This window comes from Faecalibacterium hattorii (assembly GCF_003287455.1).
Taxonomy (GTDB): Bacteria; Bacillota; Clostridia; order Oscillospirales; family Ruminococcaceae; genus Faecalibacterium; species Faecalibacterium hattorii.
Map to the genome: position 1 here is coordinate 1 of NZ_PRLC01000001.1, position 20,732 is coordinate 20,732.

Genomic DNA, 20,732 nt, shown 5'->3' on the forward strand with positions numbered 1-20,732 from the left:
GTTGTCCCTTTGGCATACAAAAACACCCCATTTCCTAAACAGTATACCATACTGTCTAACAAATAGGGTGCAGTTCATTATGCCGTCGGGTCTTTTGTCATTTCAGGATGAAAGTGTATCAAAAAGCTTTTGAATACGCTGCTCGAAACCTTATCTTGATGAAGAAGCCGCGATAGGATGGCTGCAAAAAGTTGAATCATTCGAAGAAAACCGCTCAATCGAGGAACGATATGGGCACAGATGAAAGCTCTTTGCAAAAGGGCTGGCGTAAATCCAAGCAAGGTTTTTCCTCACAATCTGCGCAAACTGTTCGCGAGAACATTTTATGATATCGAAAAAGATATTGCTAAATTGGCAGATATTTTGGGACACAGCAATATTAACACAACCAGAATTTATACTATGACTACCGGGGTCGAGCACCGTCGAAAAATAGAAAGCCTTGGGCTGGTGTGTTAGATTGGATAATATCTGCGCTATTTCTCTATGATATTTCAAAACATCATCAACATTATGTCGCAAATGAAAAAAAGGATGGCAGTTGCCATCCCAAATGAGTATAGAAACCAAGCCCTTCTGCGCTTCAAATCATCGCGGAAAGGCTGATTTGTAATGTAATAATACAGAAAGAATCAAGTATGACTTCTGATTTTTATTGGCATTGCAGTTGTGTTTTATGGTTCAATGTGGTAAAATACCAGATGATGTTCTAACAATCGGCAGAGAATGACATAATGTTGATTATGTCGCAAATGAAAAAGGGAGAGCTCTGACTGTGGAGTTATATGAGCATAACCAAATAGCATATCAAGAGGCTGATAAAATGCTGAAGACCTATGGCTGCGCTGCGGTCATTCACCCTACCGGCACAGGGAAAAGCTTTATCGCGTTCAAGCTGATTGAGGAGCATCCCGATGCGCAATTCTTGTGGTTGTCCCCGAATGATTATATCTTTGAAAGCCAGCGGCGGAATGTCAGCGGCAATTTCAACAATGTCGTTCATATGACCTATACCCGGCTGATTCGGATGAACGAAGAAGAGCTGAATCTGCTCCGCTCGGAATATATCATTCTGGACGAATTCCATCGGTGTGGGGCGTACTGCTGGGGAACTGGTGTAGAACGGCTGCTGAAAAACTGCCCCCGCGCAAAAGTTCTGGGACTGTCCGCAACGCCGATTCGGTATCTGGATAACCGCCGAAACATGGCAGAAGAACTTTTTACCGTCAAGAGAAAGCTTTGTGTTGCCAGTGAAATGACCTTGGGAGAAGCAATTGTCCGCGGAATCCTGCCAGCACCGCAATATGTGACAACAATGTTTCAGTACCAGCAGGAGCTGCACCGTTACCAGAAGCGGATCAATTGGCAGGTGCCTAATGGCGCGAAAGATATCAGTCAGCGTCAATTGAATGCACTGCGCAGGGCTCTTGGGCAAGTGGATGGACTGGAGAAAATTTTTTCACGCTATCTGAAAAGGAACGGGAAATACATCTTGTTCTGCACGGATTGGGCACAGATGCAAAAAATCAAAGCACAGCTTCCGCACTGGCTGCGTGGCATTGATGATAGCCCGCAGATCTATTGCCTCTACGCAGGTGAACGGGAAACGGAAGCGGAGTACGAAGAATTCCTGAAAGACCAAAGGAATCATTTGAGACTTTTGCTGTGCATCAACCGGTTGAACGAGGGCGTTCATGTGGCTGATATTGACGGCGTGATCTTGTTTCGCGTGACTTCTTCGCCGATTCTCTACAAACAGCAGATCGGCAGAGCGTTGACCACCGGCAATGGAAAACAGCCGCTTATCTTAGATATTGTCAACAATTTTGACGGCTTGTCCAGTGTTGGCACGATTCGAGCGGAAATGGCTGCTGCCGTTCAGAAATTGCGCAGTGCGGGCAAAGAAAATCTGGTCCGCGTAGACAAATTTCCGATTGAGGAACAGGTGGAGGATAGCATCCGGCTGGTCCGAGAACTGGAAAACACCTTGAATAATACATGGGATACGTGGTATGCGGAAGCGTGTGCCTATTTTTCTTCTTATGGAAATCTGGCGGTTCCAAGACGGTATGTTACGGAAAGCGGAATGCAGCTTGGTGTTTGGATACAGACTCAGCGGGCTGTTTTCAACGGAAAAGCCAGAGGAAACCTTACCGATGAACAAGTGAATGCGTTGAATGCCATTGGAATGGAATGGGGCAGTGTTCTGGACAGGGCATGGAGCGAGACTTGGAAATTGGCAAAGGAATATTACGAGGCCAATGGGAATCTGCTTGTGCCGGATAGCTTTCAAATCGGTGGTATAGATCTAGGAAAGTGGACCGCATACCAGCGCAGCCGAAAGAAGAATGGCCGACTTTCTGCGGAACGCGTTGCAAAACTGAATGAAATTGGCATGGTGTGGGACGCAGTTAATTCCAGATGGGAGCAGCGATATGCACAAGCGAAGCGGTATTTTGAAAAAAAAGGAAATCTGGATATCCCAAGTTCCTACCGCTGTGAAGACGGCTTCCTGTTGGGGATGTGGGTTGCAAGTCAGAGAAAAGCCAAAACGGGCGCAAATAAATCCAAAAGGTTGACTGCCGAACAAATCGACCGACTTACTGCAATTGGGATGGACTGGGGCGGCACTCAGGAGGCTCAGTGGCAAAATGCCTATCGACGGGCAGAAGAATACTACCAACAGAACGGAAATCTGAACATTCCGTATGCTTATTGCACGGTGGATGGCTATCGGCTTGGTCGGTGGCTGGCCCGGCAGAAAAATGCGGGAAGGAAAAGCGGCAATTGTGTCATGACTCCGGAGAGAGTTGCAAAATTAGAGAAGATAGGAATTGTGTGGGATGTTGCAAAATAACCTAAAAAATCGTGTCGCGGTAGTGGTTGTTACTTACAACCGGCTGGAATTCCTAAAGAGGTGTGTGGATTCACTGCACAAACAGACCGTACCGTGCGATATTTTAGTCGTGGATAATGCCAGTACCGATGAAACGGCCCAGTGGCTTGAATCGCAGACAGATATTTTTTTTCATAATACGGGGAGCAACCTTGGCGGTGCCGGCGGATTCCATTATGGTATGCGCTGGGCGATAGAGGCAAATTATGACTATCTGTGGGTCATGGATGACGATTGCTTTCCCAAAACGGATGCCTTGGAGAAGCTTTTGAGTGCAGACTCTCTTTTGAAGGGAGTGTATGGGTGGATGAGCAGTGTTGCCCTATGGACGGATGGCCGTGAATGCCGAATGAATCGTCCGAAGGTGAAAAAAAGCTTTTACGAACACATCGAATTACTGCGCGAGGGAGTTCTGCAAGCGGAACAGGCAACATTTGTCTCGCTGTTCCTAAAAAGTGAAACGGTTCGTGAAGTTGGTCTACCAATTGCCGAATATTTCATCTGGGGAGATGACATCGAGTACACCCGGCGAATCGCTGTACGAAGAAATTATCCTTGTTATATCGTTGGGCAAAGCCAAGTGATTCATGCCATGAAAAACAATAACGGTAGCAATCTGGCATTGGATGATATTGAGCGTATCAACCGATATTGGTACGCATACCGGAATGAAAACTATACCTACCGACAGGAAGGCATAAAAGGCATCTGCTATTATCTGGCACGTTGCGGAAAGCACGGAACGCAGATTTTGCTTTCCGCAAAAGACCATCGATTGAAACGCCTCGGTGTGTTGTTCCAAGGGATGATAAACGGGGTTGGCTTTGCCCCAAAGGTGGAATATGTTGCGGGAACACGAAATGATGCGGAATCAACTATAAGAGAGTGAGAGAACAAATTCATGCAAAACAGAGAATATATAAAGACGAAGAAATTGAAAGAGATGCAAGAAAATCCCCGATTTTTGAAGCGTGTGCTGATCGGGATCTTTGCGTTTTACTGTGCATTCGTTGTGCTGTTTTACTTTCTGACAGGTGATCAACTGATTTATCGGGAGTCGCGAGGAGAGCAGGAAATGCCAGCAGCGACTGCGGGAACGGTGGAGCTGTATCAGGGCAGCGATGTGACGCAGTACTTTATGACTGGCGTACAGCGTCTGGATTCCGTTTCCGTGCTGTGGGGAACTTATTACCGCGCCAATGCGGGCACTGTTACCGTAGAGCTTCTACGAACCGATACTGGAGAAGTTCTTATGAGCGGCCAATTCGCTGCGGTGGATATCCCGGAGGGTGGCACAACAACCATTTATGCGCAGCAGCCTATAGAGGGCTTGCCGGGTGTTGAGCTGGCACTTCATATTACAGCAGATTCCGCTCCCGGTGAGGCGGTCTCCCCTCTGATGGATGCAGAAAATCCTTCAACCGGCGGTCTTTGGCTGAACGGAGAGCAAACGACCGGTCTCTTGTGTTTCAGCACGGCGGGTACCGATTATATCCGCGCGGGACTGCATTATTGGCAGTTGGTGAGTATTGTTGGCGCGGTATTGCTGGCAGTGCTGGTATTTGCATGGAATCGCTACCAGCGCGGCAGACAGGATATTCTGGCCGAAGCAATACTCGCAGTGAAGAAATATCGCTTTCTCATTAAACAACTTGTCTCCCGCGATTTCAAAACCAAATATAAGCGCTCTGTACTGGGTGTGTTCTGGAGCTTTTTAAACCCGCTTTTGACGATGATAGTGCAGTATTTCATCTTTTCGACCATCTTCAAGTCGGACATTGAATACTACCCGGCTTACCTGCTCGTTGGTATCGTTTCGTTCAACTTCTTCAACGAAGCCTGTGGCATGGGCCTGATGTCGATCATTGGCAACTCCGGCCTGATTACCAAAGTCTATATGCCGAAGTATATCTATCCGCTTACGCGCGTGATGTCCTCGGTGGTCAACTTGGCGATCTCTCTGATCCCGCTGATCATTGTTTCAATGTTTACGGGCGTTCATTTCCGTAAATCGGCGTTACTGGCACTCTATTTTTTGGTCTGTCTGATCCTTTTCACGCTGGGTGTGGTTTTGCTACTCTCGGCGGCGATGGTCTTCTTCCGGGATGTGCAATTCCTTTGGAATGTCATCAGCATGATCTGGATGTACGCAACACCGCTGTTTTACCCGGAGACGATTCTTCCGGATCAGTTCAAGTTCGTTCTGCAGATCAACCCGCTGTACCACATCATCAAAGCGGAGCGCACCTGTATTTTGGGCGGTGTTTCGCCGGACCCGGTGGTCTATGTGCAGTGTCTACTGATGGCACTGGCCGCGCTGCTGATAGGTGCGCTGGTATTCAAAAAAACCCAGAACAAGTTTGTGCTGTATTTGTAAAGGAGGTGGAAAATTATGAGCAAAACGATGATCGAAGTAAATGACGTAACGATGCGCTTCCATATGAATACAGACCGCATCCTGTCATTGAAGGAATTTGTGACCACCGCCCTTCGCGGTAAGCTGGCATTTCAGGACTTCACCGCGTTGAACCATGTTTCCTTTACTGTGAAAAAAGGCGAGACTGTTGGCCTTATCGGCCACAACGGCGCGGGCAAAAGTACCATGCTGAAGGTGATCTCCGGCATTCTGGAGCCGACAAAAGGTAAGGTCACGACCCACGGCAATATCGTCCCCATGCTGGAGCTTGGTTCCGGCTTCGATTTTGACCTCACCGGCCGGGAAAACATCTATCTGAACGGTGCGATCCTAGGCTACAGTGAGGAATTCCTGAAAGCAAAGTACGATGAGATTGTAGAGTTCTCCGAACTGGGCGACTTCATCGAAATGCCCATCCGAAATTATTCGTCCGGTATGTTGGCCCGTCTGGCTTTCTCCGTTGCGGCAGAGGTACAGCCGGAAATTCTGATCGTAGACGAGATCCTTTCGGTGGGCGACGCAAACTTTCAGGAGAAGAGCCGCAAGCGGATGATGGAACTCATGAGCGGCGGCACGACCGTGCTGTTCGTCTCGCACAATCTGGAACAGATCCGCGAGATGTGCTCGAAGGTCGTCTGGCTGGAGCACGGTACCGTGCAAATGGTGGGGGATACCAAAGAAGTCTGCGACGCGTATGAGAAATCATAAATCAAAGTAAGTGAGAGAGGAAAGCACAATGAGCAACATTAAAATCTTTACGTCGTACCACAAAAAATGCGAGCTGTTAAAAAACAAGTATATCTATCCCATTCAGGTTGGAACGGATGTAAACGGCATTATTTATGAAGATACGCTGCACGATAATACGGGAGATAATATCTCTGGTAAAAATGGAATGTACTGTGAGCTGACGGCGCAGTATTGGGCGTGGAAAAACACGGATGCAGATTACTATGGCTTTATGCATTATCGCCGCTATTTTAGCTTTAACCCGTCGCAGTTGGAAGAGGATACTTTTGGCAATGTGCTTTATGAACGGCTTGATGCACAGGCAGTCGAAGATTTGAGACTGAATGAAAAGACGATTGAGTCCTTCGTAAACAACTATGATGTCATTTGCACGGAAGGGCAAAATATCGCCGGACTTGGGCAGGGCAAAACCGTTTGGGAACACTATAAAAATTCGCCGCATCATCGGTTGGACGATATGCAGAAAATTCTGGATATCATTAGCGAGCAGTACCCGGATTATCTGGATGCTGCGCAGGAATATATGAAATCCAGAACAGCATATTTCTGCAATATGTACATCCTGCGGAAAGATATCTTCAACGAATATTCTGAGTGGCTGTTTGGTATTCTGAAGGAGCATGAAAAGCGCTCTGATTTCTCGGATTACGATGTAGACGAATATCGTGTCAGCGGTTTTCTTGCTGAAAGGCTGTGGGGCATTTATTATACTTGGCTGAAAAAGAATCACGGGGAACTTCGTTTTAAGGAAGTGCAGCGCTCCTTCTTCACAGAAACGGATGAGCAGGCCGAAATCACTCCCGTGTTTACTGGAAAAACAGTTCCTATTGTTCTTGCGGCAGATAATAAATACGTTCCATATGTGACAGTGACTATACAGTCCATTATTGAAAATTCAAATACAGATTATAAGTACGATATTATTATTTTAGATTCAAATATTAGTACCGAAAATCAAAAGAAGGTTTCCAAAGAATTTTCCTCGGGTAGGATTTCGATTAGATTTTATAATGTGAAAAGTTATTTGGAAAATCGGAACTTATTTGTTCATCGACACTTTACAGTAGAAATCTATTATAGACTCCTTATGCAAGATATTATGAAAGGATACGACAAAGTAGTATACCTTGATTCGGACTTGGTCGTGTTGGATGATGTTGCCAAATTATACGAGACTGATATTGGAGAAAACTATATCGCCGCAGTTGTAGATGCTGATTTTGCAGGTTGTTATAAAGGCGTTGACCCTGATCGTAAAGAATATTATGAGAAAGTATTAAGAATGGCCAATCCATATCATTACTTTAACTCTGGCGTACTGGTTATGAACCTTACACAATTCCGAAAAAATATTACAGTCAAAGATATCTTTGATTTAGCGGAATCAAAAAAATGGCTTTTCCCGGACCAAGATGTTCTAAACGTCATATGTGAGGGCCATGTTTACTATCTCGATGCGGCTTGGAATGTTATGATGAACTGGAAAGATGCAAATTCCAGTCGTTTGGCAACGCTCCGACTGGCGCCGCACCAAATGTATCAGGATTATCTGGATTCCAGAAAGCACATCAAAATTGCACACTTTGCAGGATTCCAAAAGCCGTGGAATGTGCCGGATTGTGATTTCGCAGAATACTTTTGGAAATATGCACGGAATACTTCGGTCTATGAGCAATTGTTGGCTGGCTGCGGCGGCAAAAAGAAACTTGCTGGTTCTGTAGTCGAGGCGGACAGTGCATATCAACTTCAGATTCCGGGCATGGAAGAAACGATTTATATTGACGGTATGTATATCCGCTTGATTAACAAATTGAACAAATGGTTCCCGAAAGGGAGCAGGCGGCGTGAACGCGTGAAAAAGCTGGCGAAAATTTTTGTAGGGAAATAAGATGGACATGATAGAACAAAAAGCAAATGTGGCGCAGTATAATCCAACAATTGACGTAATGAATATCGCTGCCTGCATTGCCGTTGTGGCTCTTCATGTGAATGGCGGCATATGGGGCTTTACGCGTAATCTAAACTGGGCGATAATGCTGATTACGGAGTGCGTATGCTATTGGGCAGTTCCTGTATTTTTTATGATTACAGGGGCAACACTTTTGGATTACCGTTTGCGCTACTCTACAAAAGTCTTTTTTCAAAAGCGCTTTACCAAAACAGGTATACCGTTCGTCTTTTGGAGTATCGTGTCAATCTTTTGGGCAGTGTACATATCGCATTATTTGCCGCCAGATGTGTTAAGCAATCTTGGAGTTTTTTTGGACGCTATTGTAAACACTAAGGGAATGAGCATTTATTGGTTTTTCCCGCCTTTGTTTGCACTGTATCTTGTGATTCCAGTTTTTTCTCAAATTTCCGAAGATAAACGGAAAAATACATTTTTATACGGAAGTGCAATTGCGTTCATCATTTGCTCGTGCTTGCCGCTATTACTTTCTTTTCTGAAAGTTTCCTTCAACATGCCAGTAATAGGGGGGGGGGATACTGCGGATATCTTTTCCTCGGCTATTACATAACTCATTATAACATCCCAAAGAAAATACGGACACGTATGATATATCCACTTGGTGCTTTTGGTTTGTTGCTGCGATATGTAGGAACTCTTGTGGAATCTTTTCATATTGAAGCCGTCGGAAGAACTTTCAGCGGATACGAACGCTTTCCCTGCGTTGTATTTTCAGTCGCCGTTTTTGTATGGTTCTGGTACCACGACTGGTCATTCTTAAACAGCGGAAAGAAAAAGCATTTCCTGAGAGTGGTGTCCGGCGCAAGCTTTGGTGTTTATCTAACGCATTTTTACATTTTGCGATATTTTGTGGATACACTTCAACTTGATATGCAGTCTTGGCAATGGCGTGTTTGGGGAGTTCCAGCAGTGTACTTATCCTCGCTCATTATCACACTAGCACTTAAGAGAGTACCAGGAATCAATAAACTTGTACCATAACAAAAGGAGTACCCATGTACGATTACTTAATTGTCGGTTCCGGCTTATACGGAGCCATCTTTGCCCACGAGGCAAAAGCCCACGGTAAGTCTGTTTTGGTGGTGGACAAGCGCCCCAACATTGCGGGCAACGTCTACACGGAAAACATCGAGGGCATCAATGTGCACAAGTATGGCGCCCACATTTTCCACACCAACAACAAAAAAGTGTGGCAGTATATCACGCAGTTTGCGGAGTTCAACCGTTTCACCAACAGCCCGGTGGCAAATTATAAGGGTGAGCTGTACTCCCTGCCGTTCAATATGTACACCTTCAATAAGATGTGGGGTGTGGTGACGCCGGAAGAAGCGGCTGCCAAAATCGAGGAGCAACGCAAAGAAATCACCGGCGAACCGCAGAATCTGGAAGAACAGGCCATCTCGCTGGTGGGCCGGGATATCTACGAAAAGCTCATCAAGGGCTATACGGAAAAGCAGTGGGGCCGCGATTGCAAGGAGCTGCCTACGTTTATCATCAAGCGCCTGCCTGTGCGCCTGACCTTTGATAACAACTACTTCAACGCGCTGTATCAGGGCATCCCGGTGGGCGGCTACACCAAAATGGTGGCCAACCTGCTGGACGGCATTGAGGTGCGGCTCAACACAGACTATTTGGAACGCAAGACAGAACTGGATGCACTGGCTGAAAAGGTTGTGTATACCGGACCTATCGACGCTTATTTTGACTACAAGTTGGGTACGCTGGAATATCGTTCTGTTCGCTTTGAGAACGAACTGCTGGACAAGCCGAACTTTCAAGGAAACGCAGCGGTCAATTATACCGACCGCGAAACACCGTGGACCCGCATTATTGAGCATAAGTGGTTTGAGTTTGGCAAAGATGAAAATGGGAACGATTTGCCAAAAACGATCATTAGCCGCGAGTATTCTTCTGAATGGAAGCCCGGTGACGAGCCCTACTATCCAGTGAATGATGAGAAGAACGGTGCGCTCTATGCGGAGTACAAAAAGCTGGCCGACGCAGAGCCGAATGTGATTTTTGGCGGCCGTCTGGGCGAGTATAAATATTACGATATGGATGCTGTCATCGCATCGGCGCTTGAAATGACTGAGAAGCATTTTGACTAACTCTCTCTGCCGTCGAAAAACCGGTTGCAATCCGCCGACATATCTGTTAAAATAAATATGCGGCGCACTACCGAACAAAAGAGCCCCCACATGGGGCTCTTTTGCTTGCCAACAATTCATTCTGTTGTTGATAAGTCTGCGTCACAGGCTTTTCAGTAAGGCTGCACGGCTGTTTTCCGTGCACAGAAAGGAACGATACCATGCCTTCTTTGACCACATACAAGCTCCTCAAGCAGGAGCACGACGCCCGGCGGGGCGAGTTCAAGACCGTGCACGGCACGGTGCAGACTCCCGCGTTCCAGAATGTTGCCACGGCGGGTGCCATCAAGGGCGGCCTGTCTGCGCAGGATCTCAAGGACATCGGCGCACAGGTCATGCTCTGCAACACTTACCATCTGCACCTGCGCCCCGGCGACAAGCTGGTGGCCGACATGGGCGGTCTGCACAAGTTCACCCGCTGGAACGGCCCCATCCTGACCGACAGCGGCGGATTTCAGGTGTTCAGCCTCTCCAAGCTGCGCAAGATCACCGAGGAGGGCGTGACCTTCGCTTCCCATCTGGACGGCCACCGCATCTTCATGGGCCCCGAAGAGAGTATGCAGATCCAAGCAAACCTCGGCTCGACCATCGCCATGGCCTTTGACGAGTGCGTGGAGAACCCTGCACAGCACGATTACTCCAAGGCAAGCTGCGACCGCACGGTTCGCTGGCTGGCCCGCTGCAAGGCCGAGATGGCCCGTCTGAAGCACGAGGGCAAGGCGGTCAACCCGGATCAGCTGCTGTTCGGCATCAATCAGGGCTGTACGTTTGCCGACCTGCGCGTGGAGCACATGAAGCAGATCGCCGAGATGGATCTCGACGGCTACGCCATCGGCGGTCTGGCCGTCGGCGAGCCTACCGAGATCATGTACGAGATAATCAGCGAGGTCGAACCCTACATGCCCAAGGACAAGATCCGCTATCTGATGGGCGTCGGCACCCCCGGCAACATCATTGAGGCTGTTTCCCGCGGCGTTGATCTGTTTGACTGCGTAATGCCCAGCCGCAACGCCCGCCACGGCCACCTGAACACATGGGGCGGCATCATCAATATCAAGAACGCCAAGTACGAGCGGGACGAGCGCCCCATCGACCCCACCTGCGGCTGTCCGGCGTGCCGGAACTATTCCCGCGCCTATATCCGCCACCTGTTTAAGGCAGAAGAGCTGCTGGGAATGCGTCTGGCCGTTATGCACAATCTGTGGTTCTACAATCATCTCATGGAGCGCATCCGGGATGAGCTGGACGCGGGCACCTTCACGGCCTTCCACGACCGCTATGTGAAGCTGCTGGATACAAGAATCTGAGGGTTTTCACACTTTAGCCTTGCAACAGGCCGAAGATGGGATTATAATAGACTTATCTGAATTTTGAGAGGAGATTTTGCCCCATGCAATTTCTGACGACTACGACCGAAAGCTATATCAGCCTGTTCTTTACGCTGGCTCTGATGCTGGTTCTGCTCTACTTTATGATCTATCGTCCCCAGAAGAAGCAGGAGAAGAAGGACGCTGCGATGCGTGCTGCTCTGGAGATCGGCGATCAGGTCACCACCATCGGCGGTGTGATCGGCCGTGTGGTTGCCATCAAGGACGACACCTTCGTTCTGGAGACCGGCTCCGACCGTGTGAAGATCCGCTTCACCAAGAGTGCCATCAGCTCTGTGGAAAAGCTGAACATGGACAACGCTCCTGCTAAAAAGTAATTTCCGCTTCCGGTACTTTTTCACGCGCCTTCCTGCATACAGTAGTGCAGGGAGGCGCGTTTTTATGTCTGAACAAAAGAAGTTTTCCGTAGGCCCGGCGCTGCTTGCGTTCGGCATCGGCGGCGCGTTTGCCGGTGGCTGCATGGCGGGGCTGGCGTATCTGATGGCGCGGCAGGGGCTCTCGCAAGCCGCCGCGTGGCCCATGGCAAGCGCTGCAGTCTGTGCGGGCAGTCTGCTCAGCGGATGGCTGGCGGCATTTTTCCAGCGCAGCAGGGGATTGCTCTGCGGCGCAATACAAGGCATCCTGTTCGTCCTGCTGCTGACCATTTTTGGCCTTTGGGCCGGTTTTTCGCCCACCGAAATGCAGCTTCTGCGGTTTGCCCTTGTGTTTCTGTTTGGCTGTATGGGTGGTATCTTCGGGATACTGCGCACTGAGCGGCGGCATCATTAAAACGATTTGCATCAAAAAAGCAGGAGGAATCCAAACATGTGGGTCTATCAGGAACAGCAAAACCTTCCCGCACTGTCTGCCGGGGCAGATGCCCCGGAACCAGTGGAACCGGGGCTTGTGCCAGAGCGCTCTGCCCCTGTGGCGGAAACGCCCCCGGCGGAACCGATCATTGAAGAGGCCGAAGCGAAGGAGAGGCTTCCAAAACGCACTCTGCCCCATGCCAGCCGGGACTGCATCCTGCTGGCGGGAGCCTATCTGTTCGGAACCTTTCTTGCCGGGGCGCTGTCCGCTCTGTGCAGCGCCGGAGAGCTGGAAACGCTGGGGTATTACCTCGACTGTTGGCGCGCTTCCTTTGCGGCGAATACCGCCGCCGAGGTCGTCGGCCTGTTCCGCACCGAATTCCTAACTACATCCGGCGCACTGGTCGTCCTGCTTTTGCTGGGACTCTCCGCCATCGGTTCGCTGCCCATCTTTTTCTTTGTGATGCTCTACGGGACCGGGGCCGGGATGCTTTCCTTTCAACTGCTTGCGGATCTGAACTGGAAAGCGCTGGCCGCTTATTGCATCGCTTCCGGTGTCCCGACAGCATTGGCCGCCGGGTGCCTGTGCCTGTTCGGGGCGTCGGCGCTGCAGGTCAGCGGGAAGATCCAGCGCTGTTCCTTCGGGAAGGCGTTTCACTCCACCGGCGCATGGGGGCTCGTGGGGCAGTTTGCCCAAACCCTGTTTCTGCTGCTGCCCATCTGCGGCGCTGCGACCGGAATGCTCTACCTGTGCGGCCAGATGAAGCTTTCGTTTTAACGATCTTCGTGCAATCCTTGTGCAGGTACTAAAAAATCCTTGACAGTTTCCTCCATTTATGATAAAATACATGACGTTGCAGGAATGTAACGTCATGCTACTGTGGCTCAGCCGGTAGAGCAGCTCACTCGTAATGAGCAGGTCGTCCGTTCGAATCGGATCAGTAGCTCCAAGTATAGACTCCCTGAGAATCAGTTTAAACTGATTTTCGGGGAGTTTTTCGTTTATAGATTCCACCGGCAAAATTTTGTGCAATTTTCACAGTTTTCTAATTGGTATTTTGGTGGTACAATAAAGGTGGAATTCTATTGAAGTTTTCGGGAGGAGCCGTATGGCTGAAAAAAGCATCGAACTGGATAGTGTGGAGATCGCGGCGGCAGTGTTTGGAAACTGCGACCGGAATATCCGCCTGTTGGAGAAAGAGTTTTCCGTCACGGCCGTATGCCGCGGTACACAGCTTCGCATTTCCGGCGAAGCCGCCAACGTTGCCGCAGCGACACGGGCCATTGAGGGAATGCTCCTTCTGATCGAAAATCACACGCCGCTGGAGGAGCAGACCGTGCGCTATTGCCTGAGCCTTGCCCACGACGGTGAGGAGAAGCGGGTCAAGGAGCTGACAGAAGATTTTGTCACCGTAACGGTCAAGGGCCGCCCCATCCGCCCCAAAACGCTGGGGCAGAAGGAGTACCTGAATGCCATCCGCAAAAACGCCGTTACCTTCGGCGTCGGCCCGGCGGGCACGGGCAAGACCTATCTGGCTGTTGCCATGGCCGTAAAGGCTTTTAAAGCAAAAGATGTGTCCCGCATCGTGCTGACCCGCCCGGCTGTGGAAGCGGGAGAGAAGCTCGGTTTCCTGCCCGGAGACTTGCAGCAGAAGGTAGACCCTTACCTCCGCCCGCTCTACGATGGCCTGTTTGATATGCTGGGCGCTGAAACGTATGAGCGTTTGGTGGAAAAGCAGATCATCGAAGTGGCACCCTTGGCTTATATGCGCGGCCGGACGCTGGACGATTCATTCATCATTCTGGATGAGGCGCAGAATACAACCCCCGAACAAATGAAGATGTTCCTGACCCGCATGGGCGTGGGTTCCAAAGTCGTTGTCACCGGCGATGTTACGCAGATCGATCTGCCCGACCGTACCCGCAGCGGCCTTGTGGACGCGCTGCAGGTTCTGAAAAATGTGGACGGCATCGCACAATGCTACTTTACCGAAAAGGACGTTGTGCGTCACCGTCTGGTTCAAGAGATCATTAAAGCCTACGAAGCGGCCGCACACCCGGCCAAGCGTTGAGGCAGCATAAAAAGAAGGGAGAGGACAAGTATGTCCAATAAAGTTTTGATCACCAATTCCCAGAAGGCCGTGAAGGTTCCGTCCGGCCTCCGTATCCTGATCCGCCGCGCCTGCAATGCTGTGCTGGAATATGAGCATTTCACGGCACCCGCCGAGATCAGCGTCACCTTTGTGGACAATGCCGCCATTGCAGAGCTGAACAACCAGTACCGCAACAAGCCCATGCCCACCGATGTGCTGAGCTTTCCTCTGGGCGAGAACGGCGTTTACGATACCGACGAGAACAACGGCTGCAAGATGCTGGGCGATATCGTCATCAGCATGGAGCGTGCACAGGAACAGGCCACCCTTTACGGCCATCCGCTGCAGCGCGAGGTCGCGTTCCTAACCGTTCACTCCATGCTGCATCTGCTGGGCTATGACCACGAGAACGGCGGTCTGGAAGCCATGCGGATGCGCGAAAAGGAAGAGGCCGTTCTGCTCCAGCTCGGTCTGCCCCGCACGGTCAGCTATACGGAATAATACAAACCCTTGGAATGGATAGGAGTTCAATTTTGAAAAACGCAGCACCAATGCAGCAGCATTACGACACCTCTTCGGTCTTTGTAGCCGTGATCGGCCGACCGAACGTCGGCAAATCCAGTCTGACCAACCGTCTGGTCGGCGAGAAGGTGGCTATCGTCACTTCCAAGCCTCAGACCACCCGCACCCGCATCACCGGCGTGGTCACCCGCGGCCCGCTGCAGTATGTTCTGCTGGACACGCCGGGCGTCCATAAGGCCCACAACAAGCTGGGGAAGCGGATGGACAAGACGGCCAGCGATTCCATTGCAGATGTGGATGTTTCCATGATGCTGTTCGAGCCTTACGGTGCGCTCAACGAGCCGGAAATGGTTCTGGTGGATGCGCTGCGCCAGAGCGGCGGCCCCGCCATTGCAGTCATCAACAAGACCGACCTCGTCAAGGAACCGGCGGACCTCGAAGCCCGCAAGGCAGAGCTGAAGGCGCTCGGCGTGTTCGACGCCATTTACACCGTCAGCGTCCGCGCCGATGACCATTGCGAGGAGCTGTTTGATGCGCTGAGTCAGTATGCTGTCGAGGGTCCGCATTACTTCGATGACGACGCTTATACCGATATGCCGGAAAAGGAGCTGGTCGCCGAGGTCATCCGCGAAAAGGCGCTGCTCTTCATGCGGGACGAGATCCCGCACGGCATCGCTGTCGTGGTGGAACGCTTCAAGGAGCGCCCCGGCACTGATCTGGTGGACATCGACGTGAACATTTACTGTGAGCGAGAAAGCCACAAGGGCATGGTCATCGGCAAGGGCGGCGCAATGCTGAAGAAGATCGCCAGCGCAGCCCGCGCGGACTGTGAGGAGTTCCTCGGCTGCCGGGTCAACCTGCAGTGCTGGGTCAAGGTCAAGGCGGACTGGCGCGACAACGAGTTTTTGCTGAACAATTTCGGCTTCAAGCAGAACCCGAACAACCGCTGAATCCGCGCCGCGATTCGGACAGATTTTCCTTGGGTAGTGCGCTAGGATAAAGGCAACACTATCACGGGCGGTACTCTGCCGCGCGGAAAGGGGAACCTTTATGAACACCGACACAAGCTGGCAAGCCTTTGCACAGACAGGGAACATCCTTCGCTATCTGGACTACAAACAGCAGCGCCCGGAGCAGACCACAGCTTCGGCAGGAGACAAGACAGATGGATACGATCGTAACACCGGGGCTCGTCCTGAAGGAGACACGGTACAAGGAATCTGACCGGATACTCACCATTCTGACGCCGGAGCTGGGGGTGATCTCGGCTTCGGCACAGAGCAGCCTACGGCTAAAGAACAAATTATTCAGCGCCTGTGGGCTGTTTTGTTATTCGGAATTTGTGCTGCTTCCGGGCCGGAATATGTACACTGTAAGGGAAGCTTCCGTGAAAAATGTCTTCCACGGAATTTCTTCCTCCATCGAGGGGATGAGCCTTGCGATGTATCTGGCCGAAATGGCTGCCTCGCTTTCGCCGACGGGCGAAGAAGCAGGGAAGGAGCTGCGCTTGCTGCTCAACTGCCTTTATATGATCAGCGAGCACAAGGCCGATCTGCGCGTGGTCAAGGCTGTGTTCGAGCTGCGCACCATGAGCGAATGCGGATTTCTGCCGCAGCTCATCTATTGTAAGGTGTGCAATCAATACGATGATGAATCGTTCTATCTCGACCCACAGGAGGGGTATCTGCTCTGTTCCGACTGTGCGCAGAAAGCAGGGAAGCGCTGCAACCTCGACACCGGTGCTCTGTATGCGCTGCGGCACATCTGCCTTGTGGAAGATAAGAAGATTTTCGCATTCAAGATCTCGGTCGGCAGCCTTGCAAAGCTTGCGGCTGTGGCGGAGCAGTACGCTCTGACCCACCTCGACAAGCCGCTGAAAAGCTACGAATTTCTCAAATCCGTTCTGCCGTGACCGAACAAATTCTAAAGGAATCATTGCTATGGAAACAAGCTACTTAAAAACACTTGAGCTTGATAAGATCATTGCGCGTGCCGCCGAGGGCTGCGTCTGTCAGGAAGCAAAAGCGCAGATGCTTGCGCTGGAACCTCAGTGCGACCCGGACGAAGTGCGCTATGCGCTGGAGCAGACCGACGCCATCAATAGTCTGCTGATCAAAAACGGCTCGCCCCGCTTTGGCGGCGTGGAGGGCGTCAGCCAGCTCGTGACCCGCGCGGTCAAGGGCGGCGTGCTCTCCATGGGCGAGTTGCTGATGGTGGCCGGTGCACTGCGCAACTTTCAGAATCTGAGCAGCTGGTACGGCTCCTCCGACCACGATGCCCTGCCGACGGACGACCTGTTTTATGCTCTGGCACCACAGCCCGGTCTGGAGCAGCAGATCTCCAGTGCCATTCTGGCCCCAGACGCCATGGCGGATACAGCTTCCCATACCCTGAACGAGCTGCGCAAAAAGATCCGCGTCACCGAGAACAGCATCCGCGACCGGTTGGAGAGCATGGTCCGCAACATGGACACCTCCAAATATTTGCAGGAGAGCGTCGTTTCCATGCGAAATGGGCGCTATGTTGTCCCGGTTAAGAGCGAGTACCGCGGCGAAGTCAGCGGCATCATCCACGATGTTTCGTCTACGGGTGCTACCGTCTTCGTCGAGCCTCAGGCCGTTGTGGAAGCCAACGCCCGCATTTTGCAGTACCGCGCGCAGGAAGCGCAGGAGATCGAGCGCATCCTCGTGGCTTTTACCGCGCAGGTGGCCGCGATCGAGCCGCAGTTCCAGTACAGCTACAAAGCCATGCTGGAGATCGACGTCCTGTTGGCAAAGGCGCGGCTGGCGCTGGATCTGAAGGCTTTCAAGCCCGCTGTCCGGACGGATTCGTCCTTCTCCCTCATCCGGGCGCGTCATCCGCTCATCGACCCTAAAAAGTGTGTTCCGGTGGATATTGCATTGGGCCGGGAGTACGATTCGCTCATCATCACCGGCCCGAACACCGGCGGTAAGACTGTTACACTGAAAACAGCCGGTCTGCTTTGCGCCATGGCGCAGTGCGGCTTTTTGATCCCCGCCGACGAGCGCAGTGAGATCTGCGTGTTTGACGAGTTCCTCGTGGACATCGGCGACGAACAGAGCATCGAACAGAGCCTGTCCACCTTCTCCGGCCACATGAAGAAGATCACCGGCATTCTGGAACTGGCTATGCCGCACACCCTCGTTCTTCTGGACGAGTTGGGTGCCGGTACCGACCCTGCTGAGGGTGCGGCGCTGGCCGTGGCCATCATCGAGGAACTCCGCCGCCGCGGCGTGCTGCTGATGGCTACCACCCACTATGCCGAACTGAAGGTCTTTGCGCTGGAAACCAAGGGCGTTATCAACGCCAGCTGCGAGTTCGACCTTGAGACCCTGCGCCCGACCTACAAGCTCAGCGTCGGCGTGCCGGGCAAATCGAACGCGTTCCTCATCAGCGAAAAGCTGGGCATCCCGGAGCGAGTCATTGAGGCCGCACAACAGCACCTTTCCGCCGAGGATAAACGTCTGGATGCCGTTTTGGGCCAGCTCGACGATTTGAAGCTGCAGTTGAAGGAAAGCCAGAACGAAGTTGAAGAGCTGCGCAACGAGGCCGCACATCAGTTGGATGCCGCCCGCAAAAAGCGGGACGAGCTCATTCAGCAGGGCGAAAACGAGCTGGAAGCAGCCCGTGCCAAGGCCCGTGCACTGGCACAGCAGGTGGAAAGCAAGGCCTATGCCTTGACCGATGAACTGCGCCAGATTCAAAAGGACGAGCGGATGAGCACCCAGCAAAAGGCGCAGCGCGCCCGCGAGATCGCCAAAAAGGAATCGGAAAAACTTTTCGTCGGCACCGAAGTCGTGCACAACCCCGTTAAGGAGTTCGTGCCGCTGAAGGAAGTCAGAGTAGGGCAGGAGGTCTGTATTGCAGAGCTGAATCAGCTTGCGACCGTGCTCGCCCTGCCGGACAAAAACGGCGACGTGCTGGTTCGTGCTGGCATCATCAAGACAAAAGTCCCCCTCAAGGGTCTGAAACAGCCGGAAAAGCTGGTCAGGGAACCGCAGCCCAAAACCAAGGCGCAGCAGCGTTATTCCCGCCTGACCGGCGACGCCAACCGTCCGAATGGCCGAGTCGAGCGCGTCCAGCGTTCCGCGAAGATGGAGTGCAACCTGTTGGGTCTGACCGTAGACGAGGCACTGCCGGAGGTAGATTCCTTCATTGACCGCGCCATCCTGAACGGGCAGACAGTGGTGTATCTGATCCACGGCAACGGCACCGGTGCGCTGCGCACAGCCATCCACAAGCACCTGCGCGGAAACCGAATGGTTAAGAGCTTCCGCTTGGGCCGCTACGGCGAAGGTGAAAGCGGCGTGACCGTCGTAGAATTGAAATAATTTGTCGTGTCAAAGCCTGTCCCTGAGCAGCTTCTGCGGACAGGCTTTGTTGTATCAAAAGCAGGGAAGTGCCTATGGCAAAACATGCAGTCCATCGTAAAAAGAAGAGAAGCCACAGCGCTTTCTCGTTCCGTCACGCACTGGTATTATGCCTTTGCGTCATCGCCGTTTGTTTCGGCCTTTATTTGTGCCATGAAGCCTTTACCATCGGGCAGAGGAATCCCTCCACTGAATCGGAAGATGACTTCCGCCCCACGATCGGTGAGCCGCCGTATCGCATCGCGGTAGACGCCGGGCACGGCGGCAGTGATCCGGGTGCAAGGGGAGTCGTAGAGGAAAAAGAGATGACCGCCGCCACTGCAGAAGCGCTTTTGGCATGGCTGGAGCAGGACCCGAACTTCATCCCGCTCCGGACCCGCGAAAATTATGACATAACCGCCAAACCCTCCGAGCGAGCCGCCGCCGCCAACGCGCTTTCGCCAGATCTGCTGCTTTCCATCCATGGCAATTCCGCGCCGGAGGGCTCGACGGCCTCCGGGTTTGAATGCTATCCGACCGTTCCGGGCAGGACGTGGCACCGGGAGAGTTATTACTTTGCCAAACAACTGGCCAGCGCCATGCGGTCCGCAGGGGCCAGTCTGCGGGGGCGCGGGGGAATCCGGTACATATATTATATCGGGGAGACCAAGCAATTGGTCGAAAGCAGCCACACCGAAGTGCGCGAAGAGCGAAGCTTTACGATTCTGGAAGATGTGAATTGTCCCGCCGTTCTGGCAGAACAGTGCTTCGTGACCAGCGAAGCCGACGTTGCACAGTTTGGCAGCGAGGACGGCTGCCAGCGGACAGCCCGCGCGTACTACGAAGCGATCTGTGCATATTTTGAGACAACACCGCTGCCGGAATAGCACGTCACCGAACCCTCTGGAAAAGAGTCAATGACCCTCCGAATTTTTTCTGACCGCTGCAGCGGGGAGAGAGTGGAGGGTCTGATTTTTTGATTGCATAAGTTTCGTATAATGCGCGTTATGTGAAATATAGGGGAGTGAAAAAGCCCTCTTTTCCGGATTTTCGCTCCGTTTCGGCCATCCGGCTCACATCCAGCCGTCTTGGGCTCATTTTGAGCCTTTTTGGCATGGTGTTCTTTGGATGTGTTTTTACACTGTTTTTTTGTTATCTGTTTTCAGGTTTCTGTTTCAATGTCTTCGTCGTGATTCGTTTGTATTTTGTTCTGCGCCGTTGCTGAATTTCCATTTTGCAACTCCATTCCCATAGTTTTGCTTCTGATTTATTTCTGGTTCACATTGTGGTACATTCTGTTGGCTCACAAAACAAAAACCGCCTGTGACGGGTCCATAAATCTCGTCATCGGCGGTTTTGCTTGATTCCGTAGAATTCACACCACTGGGTGTAT

At 51.7% G+C, this 20,732-nt stretch carries 19 protein-coding genes and 1 tRNA gene; all 20 read left to right on the top strand.

Features of this window, described 5'->3' with window-relative positions; all coding sequences use genetic code 11:
• Nucleotides 1-198 precede the first annotated feature (198 nt).
• Entirely contained in the window at nt 199-459 is a 261-nt protein-coding gene (locus tag C4N23_RS00005) for a tyrosine-type recombinase/integrase (protein WP_425349562.1), read from the top strand.
• A 364-nt stretch (nt 460-823) separates the two neighbouring features.
• On the top strand, nt 824-2,857 hold the full coding sequence (locus C4N23_RS00010; protein ID WP_112143115.1) for a Helicase associated domain protein: 2,034 nt from the start codon (nt 824-826) through the stop codon (nt 2,855-2,857).
• The gene (locus C4N23_RS00015) at nt 2,844-3,785 is read left to right on the top strand and encodes a glycosyltransferase family 2 protein (RefSeq protein ID WP_112143117.1); all 942 of its coding nucleotides are present in this window, start codon (nt 2,844-2,846) and stop codon (nt 3,783-3,785) included. The genes C4N23_RS00010 and C4N23_RS00015 overlap by 14 nt, the downstream gene beginning before the upstream one ends.
• Before the next feature lie 12 nt (nt 3,786-3,797).
• A complete protein-coding gene (locus C4N23_RS00020) occupies nt 3,798-5,273 on the top strand; it encodes an ABC transporter permease (RefSeq protein WP_242983681.1) in 1,476 nt (491 codons plus the stop codon).
• A 15-nt stretch (nt 5,274-5,288) separates the two neighbouring features.
• Complete coding sequence (locus C4N23_RS00025) at nt 5,289-6,020, top strand: ABC transporter ATP-binding protein (protein WP_112143119.1); 732 nt, start codon at nt 5,289-5,291, stop codon at nt 6,018-6,020.
• A 28-nt stretch (nt 6,021-6,048) separates the two neighbouring features.
• Nucleotides 6,049-7,950: a DUF4422 domain-containing protein gene (locus C4N23_RS00030; protein WP_112143121.1), complete on the top strand. Its 1,902-nt coding sequence runs from the start codon at nt 6,049-6,051 to the stop codon at nt 7,948-7,950.
• A 7-nt stretch (nt 7,951-7,957) separates the two neighbouring features.
• On the top strand, nt 7,958-8,581 hold the full coding sequence (locus C4N23_RS14275; RefSeq protein WP_181567036.1) for an acyltransferase: 624 nt from the start codon (nt 7,958-7,960) through the stop codon (nt 8,579-8,581).
• Entirely contained in the window at nt 8,482-9,012 is a 531-nt protein-coding gene (locus C4N23_RS14280; protein ID WP_181567037.1) for an acyltransferase family protein, read from the top strand. Before C4N23_RS14275 ends, C4N23_RS14280 begins: the two co-directional genes overlap by 100 nt.
• Before the next feature lie 14 nt (nt 9,013-9,026).
• Nucleotides 9,027-10,139, top strand: coding sequence for a UDP-galactopyranose mutase (glf, locus tag C4N23_RS00045; protein WP_112143130.1), 1,113 nt, complete (start codon nt 9,027-9,029; stop codon nt 10,137-10,139).
• 200 nt (nt 10,140-10,339) lie between these two features.
• Nucleotides 10,340-11,485 carry a tRNA guanosine(34) transglycosylase Tgt gene (tgt, locus tag C4N23_RS00050; protein WP_097838691.1) on the top strand — a complete coding sequence of 382 codons (1,146 nt, stop codon included), beginning with the start codon at nt 10,340-10,342 and terminating at the stop codon, nt 11,483-11,485.
• 83 nt (nt 11,486-11,568) lie between these two features.
• Nucleotides 11,569-11,883 (top strand): preprotein translocase subunit YajC, encoded by a 315-nt coding sequence (yajC, locus tag C4N23_RS00055; RefSeq protein ID WP_055188073.1) that lies wholly within the window; start codon nt 11,569-11,571, stop codon nt 11,881-11,883.
• A 64-nt stretch (nt 11,884-11,947) separates the two neighbouring features.
• Nucleotides 11,948-12,334, top strand: a complete 387-nt coding sequence (locus tag C4N23_RS00060) for a TIGR04086 family membrane protein (protein ID WP_112143132.1) — start codon at nt 11,948-11,950, stop codon at nt 12,332-12,334.
• 36 nt (nt 12,335-12,370) lie between these two features.
• Complete coding sequence (locus tag C4N23_RS00065; RefSeq protein WP_112143134.1) at nt 12,371-13,132, top strand: hypothetical protein; 762 nt, start codon at nt 12,371-12,373, stop codon at nt 13,130-13,132.
• Nucleotides 13,133-13,228: 96 nt separating this feature from the next.
• Nucleotides 13,229-13,304: transfer RNA gene (locus C4N23_RS00070), tRNA-Thr, on the top strand.
• A 159-nt stretch (nt 13,305-13,463) separates the two neighbouring features.
• Nucleotides 13,464-14,426 (top strand): PhoH family protein, encoded by a 963-nt coding sequence (locus C4N23_RS00075; protein ID WP_055188079.1) that lies wholly within the window; start codon nt 13,464-13,466, stop codon nt 14,424-14,426.
• Nucleotides 14,427-14,456: 30 nt separating this feature from the next.
• The gene (ybeY, locus tag C4N23_RS00080; RefSeq protein ID WP_055188081.1) at nt 14,457-14,948 is read left to right on the top strand and encodes an rRNA maturation RNase YbeY; all 492 of its coding nucleotides are present in this window, start codon (nt 14,457-14,459) and stop codon (nt 14,946-14,948) included.
• A 50-nt stretch (nt 14,949-14,998) separates the two neighbouring features.
• On the top strand, nt 14,999-15,919 hold the full coding sequence (gene era / locus C4N23_RS00085) for a GTPase Era (protein WP_055188083.1): 921 nt from the start codon (nt 14,999-15,001) through the stop codon (nt 15,917-15,919).
• A 215-nt stretch (nt 15,920-16,134) separates the two neighbouring features.
• Nucleotides 16,135-16,881, top strand: coding sequence for a DNA repair protein RecO (gene recO, locus C4N23_RS00090; RefSeq protein ID WP_097838687.1), 747 nt, complete (start codon nt 16,135-16,137; stop codon nt 16,879-16,881).
• 28 nt (nt 16,882-16,909) lie between these two features.
• A complete protein-coding gene (locus tag C4N23_RS00095) occupies nt 16,910-19,321 on the top strand; it encodes an endonuclease MutS2 (protein WP_112143136.1) in 2,412 nt (803 codons plus the stop codon).
• A gap of 74 nt (nt 19,322-19,395) precedes the next feature.
• Nucleotides 19,396-20,226, top strand: a complete 831-nt coding sequence (locus C4N23_RS00100) for an N-acetylmuramoyl-L-alanine amidase family protein (protein ID WP_112143138.1) — start codon at nt 19,396-19,398, stop codon at nt 20,224-20,226.
• The last annotated feature ends 506 nt before the right edge of the window (nt 20,227-20,732 follow it).

Excerpts from the sequence above, each read along its gene's own strand:
- C4N23_RS00010 (WP_112143115.1), top strand. The coding sequence starts at position 824 with ATGCTGAAGACCTATGGCTGCGCTGCGGTCATTCACCCTACCGGCACA.
- C4N23_RS00015 (WP_112143117.1), top strand. The coding sequence starts at position 2,844 with ATGTTGCAAAATAACCTAAAAAATCGTGTCGCGGTAGTGGTTGTTACT.
- C4N23_RS00020 (WP_242983681.1), top strand. The coding sequence starts at position 3,798 with ATGCAAAACAGAGAATATATAAAGACGAAGAAATTGAAAGAGATGCAA.
- C4N23_RS00025 (WP_112143119.1), top strand. The coding sequence starts at position 5,289 with ATGAGCAAAACGATGATCGAAGTAAATGACGTAACGATGCGCTTCCAT.
- C4N23_RS00030 (WP_112143121.1), top strand. The coding sequence starts at position 6,049 with ATGAGCAACATTAAAATCTTTACGTCGTACCACAAAAAATGCGAGCTG.
- C4N23_RS14275 (WP_181567036.1), top strand. The coding sequence starts at position 7,958 with ATGATAGAACAAAAAGCAAATGTGGCGCAGTATAATCCAACAATTGAC.
- glf (WP_112143130.1), top strand. The coding sequence starts at position 9,027 with ATGTACGATTACTTAATTGTCGGTTCCGGCTTATACGGAGCCATCTTT.
- tgt (WP_097838691.1), top strand. The coding sequence starts at position 10,340 with ATGCCTTCTTTGACCACATACAAGCTCCTCAAGCAGGAGCACGACGCC.
- yajC (WP_055188073.1), top strand. The coding sequence starts at position 11,569 with ATGCAATTTCTGACGACTACGACCGAAAGCTATATCAGCCTGTTCTTT.
- C4N23_RS00060 (WP_112143132.1), top strand. The coding sequence starts at position 11,948 with ATGTCTGAACAAAAGAAGTTTTCCGTAGGCCCGGCGCTGCTTGCGTTC.
- C4N23_RS00065 (WP_112143134.1), top strand. The coding sequence starts at position 12,371 with ATGTGGGTCTATCAGGAACAGCAAAACCTTCCCGCACTGTCTGCCGGG.
- C4N23_RS00075 (WP_055188079.1), top strand. The coding sequence starts at position 13,464 with ATGGCTGAAAAAAGCATCGAACTGGATAGTGTGGAGATCGCGGCGGCA.
- ybeY (WP_055188081.1), top strand. The coding sequence starts at position 14,457 with ATGTCCAATAAAGTTTTGATCACCAATTCCCAGAAGGCCGTGAAGGTT.
- era (WP_055188083.1), top strand. The coding sequence starts at position 14,999 with ATGCAGCAGCATTACGACACCTCTTCGGTCTTTGTAGCCGTGATCGGC.
- recO (WP_097838687.1), top strand. The coding sequence starts at position 16,135 with ATGGATACGATCGTAACACCGGGGCTCGTCCTGAAGGAGACACGGTAC.
- C4N23_RS00095 (WP_112143136.1), top strand. The coding sequence starts at position 16,910 with ATGGAAACAAGCTACTTAAAAACACTTGAGCTTGATAAGATCATTGCG.
- C4N23_RS00100 (WP_112143138.1), top strand. The coding sequence starts at position 19,396 with ATGGCAAAACATGCAGTCCATCGTAAAAAGAAGAGAAGCCACAGCGCT.